Origin of the sequence: Pseudomonas sp. YJ42 (assembly GCF_047225135.1) — a bacterium.
Taxonomy (GTDB): domain Bacteria; phylum Pseudomonadota; class Gammaproteobacteria; order Pseudomonadales; family Pseudomonadaceae; genus Stutzerimonas; species Stutzerimonas stutzeri_E.
In genome coordinates, this window is the sequence record NZ_CP178378.1 from 2,030,883 (window position 1) to 2,043,300 (window position 12,418).

Below are 12,418 nucleotides of genomic sequence, written 5' to 3' on the forward strand. Positions count from 1 at the left end.
ACCGCTTGTGGCCGTGCGCCTGCCGCGACAACAGGTCATCGCGAACGGCGGCAGCATACGAACCCAAGCTTTCAACAAGCTGTCGATAATCTGAGCCCTGCCGAGCCTGCCGCCATGCCACGAACCCAACCCACCACCGACGCGCTGCGTGCCATGCACGAACAAGGCTACGTGCTGTTGCGCGAGGTGCTGCAGCCACGGCAGATCGACGAGGTGCGCGCCGCCATCGACCGCCTCGAACCTATCCATTGGGACTATCAAGGGCTGGTGGATGACCATTACAAATGCGTCTTCAATCGCGACCCACTCTGGCTGCCTTACCTCGACCTGCCAGGCGTCATCGAGCTCGTCGAAGCCTGCCTAGGCGCGGACTGCCATGTGATCGGCCAAACCGCCTGGCGCAGCCATCCGGGCTTCGTCGGTGGTGAGTTGCACGCCGATTACCTGGCGATGGAATTGCCGGAGGCGTTGCTGGCCGACCCCACCTTCAGGCTACCGATGCAGGTTTGCACGGCGCACATCTATCTCGACCGGATCGATGCGGACCTCTGCCCCACCCGCGTGATTCCCGGCAGTCACCGCGCCGGTCGTAAACCGCGCATGGGCGAAACCGATTGGAAGGGCCGTGAGCCGGAGCCGGTACTTTGCGATGCGGGCGACGTCCTGCTGTTTCGCAGCGACCTCTGGCACGCCGGCAGCCGCAACCGCACCGCCGACCGCAGCCGCTATCTGCTGCAGGTGCACTACGGCCGGCGCATGGTCGCGCAGAAGTTCTCGCCCTATTTGCAGTGGCATTTCAATCCCGACGTGCTGGGGGCGGCCACACCCCGGCAGCGACGCCTGCTGGGCGAGCACGAGGCCTCGGAATACGACTGAGCGAACAGCCCCTTTGGCATAGCTTCTGCAAAGCAGGACAGACCGGCCGCCGCATGCGGCCCGCCCAGTCCGACTCGCCAGTCCACCTCGAGAGGTATCGCCGATGATTTCCTGCCGCAGCCAAGTCACCCAAATGATCGTGTCCGCCAAGGTGCGGAAAAACCTCAGATGGGGCGATATCGCCGAGTCCATGGGCATGTCGAAGGAGTGGACGACAGCCGGCTGCCTGGGCCAGATGGCCTTCGACAAGGCTCAGGCGGAAACCCTTGGCAAGCTGTTCGAGCTGCCTGACGAGGCCGTGGCCTGGCTGCAGATCGTGCCCTATAAAGGCTCACTGCCGACCACGGTGCCCACCGATCCCCTGATCTATCGCTGGTACGAACTGGTCAACGTCTATGGCAGCACCATCAAGGAACTGATCCATGAAGAATTCGGTGACGGCATCATGAGCGCCATCGACTTCTCCATGAACATTCAGCGCCAACCGGATCCTAAAGGAGACCGTGTCAATGTGGTGCTCTCCGGCAAGTTCCTGCCCTACAAGAGCTACTGACCGATCAGCGAGGCAGGGCCTCAGGGCACGTTCGTGCCGAGCAGTTGCGCATTGGCCTGCTGCTCCTGTTCCTCGCTCAGTCGCAGCTGCGTCAGATAGGCCGCCAGCACCTCGATGTCCGCCTCGGACAGCTTGTCGACGATGCCGATCATCACCGAATCGGCTCGGCTCGGGTCCTGGGTACGGAAACGGTTCAGCGCCTTGCTGAGGTATTCGGCAGGCTGCCCCGCCAGCCGCGGTATGGTCTCCCGGCCCTGCGCATGGGCGCCGTGACAACCGGTGCAGGTACGCTGGAACAGCGCCGCGCCACGCTGGATCTGCGCCGCATCGCCGGTAACTGCGGAGGGCACGACCTTCTGCTGGCTGAAATAGACGGCAATGTTGACGCGGTCTTCGAGCGTCAGGTTCTTCGCCAGCTTCGACATTACGAAGTCGATGCGCTCGCCGTTGGCGAATTTCTCGAACGAGTGGAACAAGTAGACCGGATTCTGCGAGGCCAGGTTGGGAATATGCGGACGCTTGCTGTTGCCGTTCTCCCCATGGCAATAGCCGCAGAACAGCATGCGTTCCTGGCCGGCTGCATAGGCCTGTTCACGCCGCGCGGTATCGTCCATCAGGTATCGGAAGCGCTCCATCGCCTCCTCGCTGGCGTGGACGAAAGGAGCGAGGCAACTGAGCAGAACAAGGATGAATAAGCGCATGGGAGGTCCGGCACGGGTGAATATCGAAACGCGTAGCAGCCCGGACTATAAGGAGAAAAACAGCCTCGACACTGGCTCAAGTCAATAAAGACGCACACTGCAGCGCACACCGGCCTGCATCGGGAATTCGTTCGCACTGTTCATCGTGCGTATCGCTCCGAAATAGCGCACACCGCACCGCCGCATCTCGTCGATGCCCCATGCGCCACACTGCGCGTTATTGCCACATTGACCCGATGAGATAAAACTGAAGCCGTCGCATGCGCAATGCACACAGCCGCCTCGTATTCGACTAAAGTAGCGGCCCTTTTTGCCAGCACGAGCCGCGCACCATGCTAGATGGACATGCCGAACTGACCATGACCGTACTGATGACCCCGGACAAGGCCAACTTTTCCGGTAACGTCCATGGCGGCACGCTGCTGAAGTACCTCGATGAAGTCGCCTACGCCTGCGCCAGCCGTTACGCCGGGCAGTACGTGGTCACGCTGTCGGTGGATCAGGTCAACTTTCGCCAGCCCGTGCACGTCGGCGAGCTAGTGACCTTTCTCGCCTCGGTCAACTATGTCGGGACCACCTCGATGGAAATCGGCATCAAGGTCATCACCGAAGACATCCGGCAGAAAACCGTTCGCCACACCAACAGCTGCTTCTTCACTATGGTGGCGGTCGGCGAAGACGGTCGCCCCGCGCCTGTGCCCACCCTGCAGCCGCAAACCCCCGATCAGAAGCGCCGCTTCGCCCAGGCGCAGCACCGCCGGCAGATTCGTCGCGAGCTGGAAGAGCGCTACCGGGCGATCAAGGACGACTACTGAGGCGAGCAAACGCACCGTCCCGCGAACGTTATCGCGGGACCTGACGGCGGCGCCTGTGAAGCGAGACCGCAACGGCAGCAAAAAAACCCTATACAATTCGCGGCTTTTCGCATCCGCCATCCGAGGATTCGCCATGAGCGCTCTGCCAGCCTGCCCCCAATGCAACTCCGAATACACCTACGAAGACGGCCCGATGCTGGTCTGCCCGGAGTGTGGGCACGAGTGGTCTGCCAACGCGACCGAGCCGACTGGTGATGAGCAGAAGGCAATCAAGGATTCGGTGGGCAACACCCTGCAGGACGGTGACACCGTTACCGTGATCAAGGACCTCAAAGTCAAGGGCTCGTCGCTGGTGGTCAAGGTCGGCACCAAGGTCAAGAACATCCGCCTGGTAGATGGCGACCATGACATCGACTGCAAGATCGACGGCATCGGCGCGATGAAGCTGAAGTCCGAGTTCGTACGCAAGGTCTGACGAGCACACGCCTACAGGCCAGCGTGAGAGCGACCCGACCGCGTCCGGATCGATCGCCCGCTGGCGCCTGCACCCTGCTCTACTTACTCGCGGCTCAGATCGATCCCCATCACCAACGGATCATGATCCGAGGCCCGATAGGGTTCGCTGCTGTACAGCAACGAGTGCTGGCGTGGCGTCTTGAACTCCAGGTTGTAATCCAGCACCCGCGGCTCGTCGGCGTTGATGTGCCACTCGGTGGCGTCCTTGACCTGCGCTGCCAGACTGGCGCTGGCGAGACCGTGATCGAGGTAGCCCGACTGTCCGGCGAACACATAGGAATAGGCGTTGCCTTCACCGAAGCGCGCCAGCAGATCCGTATAGCCCGCCGCGCGAATCACATTGATCGGATCTTCCTTGGCGTAGGCATTGAGGTCGCCGAGGATCAGGCGATCCGGATCGTATGATCGGGTCGGATCGCGCCCCAGCCAGTCGACCAACGCCTGGGCGGCCCGCACGCGGGTCAGGTTGCAGTTGCCCTGGCCGTCGCCCATGTCCTTGTCGCCGATGTCATCGCAACTCGACCCCTTGGACTTGAAATGATTGACGACCACGGTCAGCCGCTCGCCGCTGCGGCGCTCGCGGAAGGTCTGCGCGAGCGCCGGGCGGTTCCGGGTGTCGTTGAAACGCGGATCGACCGAACCGTCCAGCACCGCGGCATCCTTGTGCGGGCTGACGATGTCCGTGCGGTAGATCAGGCCGACAGCGATCTCGTCGGTGCCCAACCGATTGCGCCGCGGATCGATGAAGGCATAGCGATCGCGCTCGGGTGAGGCCGCGTTGAGGCCGACCACCAGATCGGCGATGGCGCTTTTCTCACCGTAGCCGTCGTTCTCGATTTCCATCAGCCCGATGATATGGGCGTCCGCGCCAAGAATCGCGGCGATGATCTTGTCGCGCTGACGTTTGAACTCTTCCAGGGAGTGGGCGCCGCGCGAGGTCGGGAAACCACTACCGCGACCGTCACCGTTGAAGTAGTTGAGCACGTTGAAGCTCGCTACCCGCAGTCGCCCGCCGATAGGCTCCGGCGAGTCCGGCCTGGGGTTCTTCGCCACGAACTGCGGTTGTTGCGTCGGCTGCACCCGGTAGCTACTGGCCAGGTAATGCAGCACACCGCGCACGTCGCTTACCTCATAGCCGACCCGCAGCGTCCGGTAGGCATCGAGCTCGGGCGAGGGGTAGCGGATCGGATCCGGATTCTGCCCGCTGCGCCCGTCGTCGAGGATGATCCGGTTGAGGTCGTTCTGTGCCTGCAGACGTTGCGCCGGCTCGCCGGGCGACACCTTGTTGGTCGGAATCCACAGCCGCCCACCGGACGACAACACCACCTCGCCATAGCGGCCCAGGTCATATACCTCGCTGACGGTGAGGGTCTGCGTGAGGCGCACCTGCATACCTTCGTACCGTTCCAGCTCATCGGGCGAGGCAAGCGGCAAGCTGATCTGCGCCAAGCTGGGCAGCGGCTGCGCTTTGGCGACCAGACTGATCTGAGGAGACGTCAACTCCGTGAGGCCGTTGTATTCGGTGACCAATCCGCGTACCTGGACCCGATCGCCCACCTGCACATCCACGCCGTTGCCTTTCCCATAGACGTACAGGCCCTCGGAGGTGAGCGGGTCGTTATCCGTCTCGCTGTCCGGCGCCTGGATGAAGAAGCCGCCCAACTCGCCTTCGTCTTGGCCATTGTTCTGAAAATCAGCTACCACGATCCCTTCGACGATGACCGACTGATTGACTAGCGGGCTGCTATCACCCGTTCCCTGCACCTCGGCAATCGAGCGCCGCCCCGCATCTTCCCCGCCCGGCTCGCCTTCGCCGTACTGGCCCAGGTGGGCGAAGGTATTGACGGCATAACCCTGCCATTCCGTGGCCGGATCGAAGGTGTCGCTGGGGTCGCGATCACCGGTTGAGACCGACACCCTGCGCGTCAGGGTACGATCGGCCGTCTGCGTTTGCCCCGATCCCCAGGCGCTGCCCGGATCGACGCCGAGCTGGCCGATGCTATCGAGAATCTCCCCGGACGGCCCGCGCAACACGATGGCATCGTCGCCGTTGTACCAGCTGCCGCTGCCTCGCTGATTCGCCATGGTCTGCAGGGCCGAATCGGCGCTTTCATGGACCAGCACATGCACGCCGCTCGGCGCGACCTCACCGGCCAGGCCGATGCTCCGCCCGCTGCTGGTCGATCCGTTGAAATAGAAGTCGATCCTATAGCCGTCGAGCGGGACCGCCGTCTCGCCGGGGTTGTAGAACTCCAGCGCCTTGTTATTGCCGCTGCCCTCGATGTATTCGGAAATCAGCAGCTCGGCGGACGCCATCGACTGCGCGCCCAGCGAGACGACTGCCAGCAGTGCGGCGGCCAGGGGATGCGGCATGAAACGGACATTGCGGCGCATGGGTGTCGCTCCGTAGGCTCAGGCGTGTTGGGGTTCGAGGGTTTTGGAGAAGACCGAAGCGCCGTCGATGTCTCGAAGGGTGACGCTCAGGGTGCCACTGCGTGAATCGATTTCGACTTCACCGAAGAACTGGAAACCGGCATAAGGCGATGCGTTGGCGGTCGGCGGCGCCTTCTGGAAAACCGCCTCCGGACCGAAGGTCGCATCCAATGGATTGGGCCCGAAGCTGCCGGCATTCAGGGGCCCGGCGACGAATTCCCAGAACGGATCGAATTCCTGGAAGGCGGCGCGGTTGGGATGATAGTGGTGCGCCGCGCAATAGTGCACATCAGCCGTCAGCCAGACCGTGTTACGCACCCGATATCGCTGGATGAAGCCCAGCAGCTCGGCGATTTCCAGTTCCCGTCCCAACGCCGGGCCGTCCTGGCCATTGGCGATCGCTTCCCAGCGCGGCCGGCCGGCGGTATCGGTGCCATCCGGCACGTGCAGGCCGATGGGCATGTCGGCCGCGATGACTTTCCAGGTCGCGCGTGAACGGCGCAGCTCGCGCTTCAGCCAGGCCAGCTGCTCGGCACCGAGGAACGCGGTCTCGGCACTCTGTTCCGGCTGCAGGTTGTGCGTATTGGCACCACGATAGCTGCGCATGTCCAGCACGAACACGTCCAGCTGCGGGCCATAGGCGATCTTGCGGTAGACACGCCCCGAGGCATCCCGGCCTACCAGGCGCATCGGCGCGTATTCGAGGAATGCCTGGCGGCCACGACGGGCCAACAGCTCGATGTCCTTGACCTGATAGCGCTCGTCCAGCGTCTTGCCCGGCGACCAGTTGTTGGTCACCTCATGATCGTCCCACTGCCAGATCTGCGGCACCTCGGCATTGAACTGGCGCAGATTATGATCGAGCAGGTTGTAGCGATAGTTGCCGCGAAATTCGTCGAGCGTTTCGGCCACCTTGCTCTTGGCCTCAGTGACGATGTTGCGCCAGAGACGCCCGTCTTCGGCCTGCACTTCAGCCTGGATCACACCATCGGCGTAAATCGCATCGCCACTCTGGAGGAAGAAATCCGGGCGACGCTGGCGCATCGCTTCATAGATACGCATACCTCCGAAATCGGCGTTGATGCCCCAGCCCTGGCCACAGGTGTCGCCGCCCCAGACGAAACGGATGTCGCGCGCGCGCCGGGGCGCAGTGCGCAGATGCCCCAGCCAGGGTTCGCTCCGGACATGGTCGCGGGCGTCTTCGAAGCAGGCGCGGTAGAAAATAGACTGATCCGAGGGCAGGCCGCGCAGATCGATCCGCGCAGTGAAGTCCAGGCGCTCGTCAGTGACCGGTGATCTCATCTGCCGGGGATTGGTGAAACCGCTAGTGGTGTCCCACTCGACCACCAACCGTGCAGGTCGATCGCAGCGGCTCCAGATCACCGCGCGATCGGCCAGCACATCACCGGACTGAACGCCGTCGGTGATCCAGGGGCGCGCCGTGGGTGCCGCGATGATGGCAGGCGAAACGCCAAGCGCCGGTAGCGCCAAGCCAGCGCCGATGCCCTGCACCAGACGGCGGCGTGTGCGGTCCAGTTCGTTATTGGTTGGTTCGGTCATGATCGGTCCCCTTCGACTGTGGCTGAAGAAGGGTTTAAGCGACACGCTTGACAGAACCGTGACGCACAGACGAACGGTCGTCAAAAAAACGTACCTATCGATTCAGGTACACATGCCATCGAGCCGTTCAGGACTTGCGACCGTCACCCAAAAGCCGGCGAGACCTGAGCTTCACCCCGAAAGAGCACCGGTCGCGATGTGGCACACACTCATGAATCCGGCGATGGGTTATGTTCGCAGTGTCAAATCCAGGAGCACTCCCATGCGGCGTTATCTGTTCGTTTCTTCACTCATCGCCTCTCTCGCACTCACCGCCTCTGCTGCTCAGGCAGGGGTGCTGATCAATAGCCCGTACTGGGTCGTCGGTCTGACCTGTGCCAACAATCAAGAGTGCTACGCCGCCAGCAACGGCAGCTACACGGGCTCACTGAACGGCGCGCGGCGCTTCGAAGACCAGGCAAGGGCCGTGAAGTTTTTGAACAGCCTGACATCCAGCCTGCGAGACAAGTCCCCACGGCTTGAGCAGCATACGGAACAGCAATGCGTGGAGCCCAGTGATAACCGCAGATACCACGGGCAGCCCTGCTGAGTGACCGGGAATCTCACGTGTCCAACGCGGTGATACCCGCCAGCCGCCCTCTTCCCTAGCGAGACTAGAAGGAAGAGGGTGTGGCCATTGTGTCTTCTCCCAATCGTCCTATTTCTCGCCCTCGTCGAGCGTCCAGGCGATCACCGAGTCGCCGATCTTGGTGCCGAACGAACCATGCCCGCCGGCCATCTGCACCACGTACTGCTTGCCGGTCTTTTCCGACACATAGGTGATCGGCGTCGCCTGGCCGCCGGCGGGCAAGCGCCCTTTCCACAATTCTTTGCCGTTCTGCATGTCATAGGCGCGCAGGTAGTAGTCCAGGGTGCCGCTCATGAAGGCGACACCGCCAGCAGTCACGATCGGCCCGCCCAACGCCGGTGTACCGACGGGCAGCGGAATACCCAACGGCGCGCTATCGCGGCTGGTGCCATTCTTGTGCATCCAGACCTTCTTCATGGTGCGCAGGTCGACGGCCGTGACATAGCCCCACGGCGGCGTCTGGCATGGCAGGCCCAGCACCGACAGCAGCGGCCCCAGTCTGACCATGTAAGGTGCGCCAAGGTTGGGCTGTAGACCGGTCTCGCCGCCACCGGAACGCTCGTCAGGGTCGACCTCACTGCGCTTGACCATCGTTGAAACGAATGCCAGATAGTTCGGTGCGCCGAATAACAGTTGCCGGCTGGGGTCAACCGCAACCGATGGCCAGTTGAAGGTGCCGACGTTGCCTGGATAGATCAGCGAGCCCTTCTGCGACGGCGGCGTGAAGTCACCGTCATACCGCAGCTTGCGGAACTGGATGCGGCACATCATCTGATCAAGCGGCGTGCCGCCCCACATGTCGCGCTCGCGCAACGGTTCGTCAGGCGCATAGCTGAGCGCCGACGCCGGCTGAGTCGGGGCGGTAAAGTCACCATAATCGGTGCCCTGCGGCACGGAAAACTCCTCGACCGGTACGATGGGCTTACCAGTGCGACGGTCGAGCACGTAAAGGTCACCGCGCTTGGTCGGCTGGATGATCGCCGGAACCTTGCCCTGCGGCCCGTCGATGTCCACCAGGGTCGGCTGGGAGGGCAGGTCGCGGTCCCATAAGTCATGGTGCACGGTCTGGAACTCCCAGCGCACCTTGCCGGTTTCCAGATCCAGCGCGACCAGGGTCGCGGTGAAGCGCTCGGCCTCCGGCGTGCGCGGTTCAGCCCACTGGTCCGGCGTCTGGTTGCCGGTGGGGATGTACACCAGGCCCAGCGATTCATCCGCGGTGGCGACAGTCCAGGAGTTTGGGGTGCTGCGTACATAGGTCTCGCCCGGCGCCAAAGGCTCGGTGGCGTCGGGATTGCCCGGATCGAAATTCCACATCAACCGACCATTGCGTACGTCGTAGGCACGAATGACGCCGCCGGGAGAATCCACCGCACCATTATCGGTGACCGATCCGCCCACAATGACCAGTTTCTCGGTCACTACCGGCGGCGATGTTGGCAGGTAGACGCCCAGCGCGCCTTCACCGAGGCCGGCCTTGAGATCCACCACACCGCCATCACCGAAGTCTTCGCACGGCTTGCCGTCCTCGACATCGAGGGCAATCAGCGTGCTGTCGTTGGTGGGCAGGAACAACCGACGCTCGCAGCGCGCCGTCGGCTGATCCGGTTGTGCAGGCGCGCCCGCGCCATAGGCCGTGGCGTCGTGAAACGCGAGGCCGCGGCAGGTCATGTGCTGGTAATACTCGGCATCGCGGTTGATGCTCGGATCGAAGCGCCAGCGCTCCTCTCCGGTGTCGGCGTCCAGCGCGATGGCGATGCTGTGTGGTGTACAGATGAAGAGGTTGTCACCGACCTTGAGCGGCGTCACCTCGTAGGTGAACTCACCGGGATCGTTCGGTCCGGGCAGGTCGCCGGTGTGGTATTCCCAGGCCTTTTCCAGCGTTCCGACGTTCTCGGGGGTGATCAGATCGGCGGCAGAATAGCGATCGCCCTGGGCCGAGCCCCCGTAGGCCGGCCAACCACTCGCCGAACGTCCGGCTTGTCCGTCGGGACTAGCGCCCTGCATCTGCGCGTCGCTGAACTCACCCTGGATCGATGAGTAATCCTGCGTCAGCGAATAGCCTGCCATCAGCGCACCGGCCAGCAACCCTAGACCGAGCAAACCGCTGGCGCCGTCGCGCCAAACCAGGCGGTCATCCACATAGCGATTGACGAAAGGCAGGATCAGCCAAAGTCCGAGGATGCACCAAAGGTCGATCCGCGGCGCTAGCTGCCACCAGTCGAAACGAACCTCGTAAACCGTCCAGGCCAGCGTTCCCAACAGCAGCAACGCGTACAGCCAGATCGCCGCACGATGCCGGAGGAACAGCAGCGCGGCGACCACCAGCAGGCCGATGCCGGCGACCAGGTAGTACCAGGATCCTCCCAACGTCGCGAGGTAGCCGCCACCGACGGCCATCAGCGCGCCCAGCACCAGCACGACAATGGCGGTCAGCGTGATACGCAAGGGGCGGGGCCCGTATTCGATACTCATCCAGACTCTCCTGCCGATTTCATTTACAAACGGCTGGCGAAACGTTCTGATACAAAGCGTCAGCCAGCTATTAGTGGATACGACAGCGAGGCCTTAGTTCACGCTTTTTACGCACTCGCTCAAGCCACCGCACCAACAGCCAGCGGCTGTACCTCGGGCTTTTTGATCACCGCGTAGATCACCCCGGTCACCAGGCTGCCTACCAGAATCGCCAGCAGATACAGCAGCGCGTGATTGATGGCGTTGGGAATCAGCAGCACGAACAGGCCGCCGTGGGGCGCCAGCAACTTCGCACCGAAGGCCATCGACAGCGCACCGGTCAGGGCGCCACCGGCAATGCTGGCCGGGATCACCCGCAGAGGGTCTTTTGCGGCGAAGGGGATCGCGCCCTCGGAAATGAAGCAGCAGCCCAACACCAGCGCGGCCTTGCCGGCTTCGCGCTCGGTCTGGGCGAATTTGCGCCGAGCGATCAGCGTGGCGATGGCCATGCCGATCGGCGGCACCATCCCCGCGGCCATGGTGGCGGCCATCGGCGCGTAGCTCTGCGAGGCGAGCAGACCAACCGAGAAGGCATAGGCCGCCTTGTTCACCGGGCCGCCGAGGTCGACGCACATCATGCCGCCGAGCAGCAGCCCGAGCAGGATGGCGTTGGAGGTACCCATGGTGTCGAGGAACTCGGTGAGCCCGGCTAGCATCTTCGCTACCGGCGTGCCGACGATGTAGATCATCACCAGACCGGTGAACAGGCTGGCCAGCAGCGGGATAATCAGGATCGGCTTGAGCGACTCGATACTGGCCGGCAGCGGAACCCAGCGATTGACCGCCTTGGCCGCGTAACCGGCGACGAAGCCGGCGATAATCCCACCGATGAAGCCTGCCCCGAGAGTGCCGGCCAGCAGCCCGCCGATCATCCCCGGCGCCAGGCCCGGCCGGTCGGCTATCGAGTAGGCGATGTAGCCGGCCAGGAGCGGCACCATCAGCTTGAATGCCGTCTCGCCACCGATCTGCATCAAGGCTGCGGCCAGGGTGCCCTCCTCTTTGAACGCCTCGATACCGAAGACGAACGACAGCGCAATCAGCAAGCCACCGGCCACGACCATCGGCAGCATGTAGGACACGCCGGTGAGCAGGTGTTTGTAGACACCGGTCTTCTCGCCCTTCTGCTCGGTTCCGCTGCTACTGGCAGCCACGCTGCCGCTGAGCACCGCGGCCTCTTCCAGCGCGCGGTCGAGGGTCGCATCAGGTTGCTTCAGCGCGACACCGGTGCCGCAGCGGAACACCCGCTTGCCGGCAAACCGGGCGACGTCCACTTCGATGTCCGCAGCCAGCAAGACCACGTCCGCCTCTTCGATGGCCTTCGGCTCGAGCACATTGCGCGCGCCCACCGAGCCACGGGTTTCCACCTGCAGGGCGTAGCCTTTGCGCACGGCCGCTTGCTGCAAGGCTTCGGCCGCCATGAAGGTGTGCGCAACGCCGGTCGGGCAGGCGGTGATGGCGACCAGCTTGGGCTTGCCGCTGGTGTGCACGGCATCCGCTCCGTCGTCCTGCTGCAACTCGGTGGCCCCGTCCGCGGCACTGCGCAGGAACGCTTCGGGATCGAGCAGAGCTTCGGACGGCGTCGATTGAGCGACACGCTTGCCGATGAAACGCTGCAACGAAAGCGGCCCGGTCTTCACCACGACGACCAGGTCGGCACTGGCGATCTGCGCAGGGGTCAGCGGCGAACCGATGGCTTTGGGATCGTGGACCTCCACGGAGGTCGACCAGCCCAGACGATGGGCGGCCGCTTCGAGAAGGCGTGACGTGAGCACGCTGGTGACCATTCCGTTGGGGCAGGCCGTGACGATGAGAAGATTCATTCCTT

10 protein-coding genes are annotated in these 12,418 nt (G+C 63.3%); 5 read left to right on the forward strand and 5 right to left on the reverse strand.

Annotation, left to right across the window (positions count from 1 at the left end):
* Positions 1-114 precede the first annotated feature (114 nt).
* Both ACL0K2_RS09150 and cynS read left to right on the forward strand, forming a co-directional pair.
* Positions 115-876 (forward strand): phytanoyl-CoA dioxygenase family protein, encoded by a 762-nt coding sequence (locus ACL0K2_RS09150; protein WP_413044263.1) that lies wholly within the window; start codon positions 115-117, stop codon positions 874-876.
* Between the two features lie 103 nt (positions 877-979).
* Positions 980-1,429 (forward strand): cyanase, encoded by a 450-nt coding sequence (gene cynS, locus ACL0K2_RS09155; RefSeq protein WP_045163550.1) that lies wholly within the window; start codon positions 980-982, stop codon positions 1,427-1,429.
* Positions 1,430-1,449: 20 nt separating this feature from the next.
* Here the strand turns inward: cynS and ACL0K2_RS09160 are convergent, their stop codons facing one another.
* The gene (locus ACL0K2_RS09160) at positions 1,450-2,130 is read right to left on the reverse strand and encodes a c-type cytochrome (RefSeq protein ID WP_413044264.1); all 681 of its coding nucleotides are present in this window, start codon (positions 2,128-2,130) and stop codon (positions 1,450-1,452) included.
* Positions 2,131-2,462: 332 nt separating this feature from the next.
* Here ACL0K2_RS09160 and ACL0K2_RS09165 point away from each other — a divergent pair, with 332 nt between their 5' ends.
* Positions 2,463-2,945 (forward strand): acyl-CoA thioesterase, encoded by a 483-nt coding sequence (locus ACL0K2_RS09165; protein ID WP_045163552.1) that lies wholly within the window; start codon positions 2,463-2,465, stop codon positions 2,943-2,945.
* Positions 2,946-3,078: 133 nt separating this feature from the next.
* Positions 3,079-3,420, forward strand: a complete 342-nt coding sequence (locus ACL0K2_RS09170; protein WP_239610491.1) for a zinc ribbon domain-containing protein YjdM — start codon at positions 3,079-3,081, stop codon at positions 3,418-3,420.
* An 83-nt stretch (positions 3,421-3,503) separates the two neighbouring features.
* Here the strand turns inward: ACL0K2_RS09170 and ACL0K2_RS09175 are convergent, their stop codons facing one another.
* Together ACL0K2_RS09175 and ACL0K2_RS09180 are read right to left on the reverse strand one after the other, a co-directional pair.
* Entirely contained in the window at positions 3,504-5,855 is a 2,352-nt protein-coding gene (locus tag ACL0K2_RS09175; RefSeq protein ID WP_413044265.1) for an ExeM/NucH family extracellular endonuclease, read from the reverse strand.
* 18 nt (positions 5,856-5,873) lie between these two features.
* Positions 5,874-7,454 carry an alkaline phosphatase D family protein gene (locus ACL0K2_RS09180; RefSeq protein ID WP_045163554.1) on the reverse strand — a complete coding sequence of 527 codons (1,581 nt, stop codon included), beginning with the start codon at positions 7,452-7,454 and terminating at the stop codon, positions 5,874-5,876.
* Positions 7,455-7,716: 262 nt separating this feature from the next.
* Here ACL0K2_RS09180 and ACL0K2_RS09185 point away from each other — a divergent pair, with 262 nt between their 5' ends.
* Positions 7,717-8,043 (forward strand): hypothetical protein, encoded by a 327-nt coding sequence (locus ACL0K2_RS09185; protein ID WP_045163555.1) that lies wholly within the window; start codon positions 7,717-7,719, stop codon positions 8,041-8,043.
* Positions 8,044-8,151: 108 nt separating this feature from the next.
* Here ACL0K2_RS09185 and ACL0K2_RS09190 read toward each other — a convergent pair whose 3' ends face one another.
* Positions 8,152-10,554, reverse strand: coding sequence for a membrane-bound PQQ-dependent dehydrogenase, glucose/quinate/shikimate family (locus ACL0K2_RS09190; RefSeq protein WP_239610490.1), 2,403 nt, complete (start codon positions 10,552-10,554; stop codon positions 8,152-8,154).
* 119 nt (positions 10,555-10,673) lie between these two features.
* Positions 10,674-12,413 carry a PTS fructose-like transporter subunit IIB gene (locus tag ACL0K2_RS09195; RefSeq protein WP_413044266.1) on the reverse strand — a complete coding sequence of 580 codons (1,740 nt, stop codon included), beginning with the start codon at positions 12,411-12,413 and terminating at the stop codon, positions 10,674-10,676.
* Positions 12,414-12,418 lie beyond the last annotated feature (5 nt).

Bases quoted from the DNA above. Each gene is read 5' to 3' on its own strand.
- ACL0K2_RS09150 (WP_413044263.1), top strand. From the start codon at position 115: ATGCCACGAACCCAACCCACCACCGACGCGCTGCGTGCCATGCACGAA.
- cynS (WP_045163550.1), top strand. From the start codon at position 980: ATGATTTCCTGCCGCAGCCAAGTCACCCAAATGATCGTGTCCGCCAAG.
- ACL0K2_RS09160 (WP_413044264.1), bottom strand. From the start codon at position 2,130: ATGCGCTTATTCATCCTTGTTCTGCTCAGTTGCCTCGCTCCTTTCGTC.
- ACL0K2_RS09165 (WP_045163552.1), top strand. From the start codon at position 2,463: ATGCTAGATGGACATGCCGAACTGACCATGACCGTACTGATGACCCCG.
- ACL0K2_RS09170 (WP_239610491.1), top strand. From the start codon at position 3,079: ATGAGCGCTCTGCCAGCCTGCCCCCAATGCAACTCCGAATACACCTAC.
- ACL0K2_RS09175 (WP_413044265.1), bottom strand. From the start codon at position 5,855: ATGCGCCGCAATGTCCGTTTCATGCCGCATCCCCTGGCCGCCGCACTG.
- ACL0K2_RS09180 (WP_045163554.1), bottom strand. From the start codon at position 7,454: ATGACCGAACCAACCAATAACGAACTGGACCGCACACGCCGCCGTCTG.
- ACL0K2_RS09185 (WP_045163555.1), top strand. From the start codon at position 7,717: ATGCGGCGTTATCTGTTCGTTTCTTCACTCATCGCCTCTCTCGCACTC.
- ACL0K2_RS09190 (WP_239610490.1), bottom strand. From the start codon at position 10,554: ATGAGTATCGAATACGGGCCCCGCCCCTTGCGTATCACGCTGACCGCC.
- ACL0K2_RS09195 (WP_413044266.1), bottom strand. From the start codon at position 12,413: ATGAATCTTCTCATCGTCACGGCCTGCCCCAACGGAATGGTCACCAGC.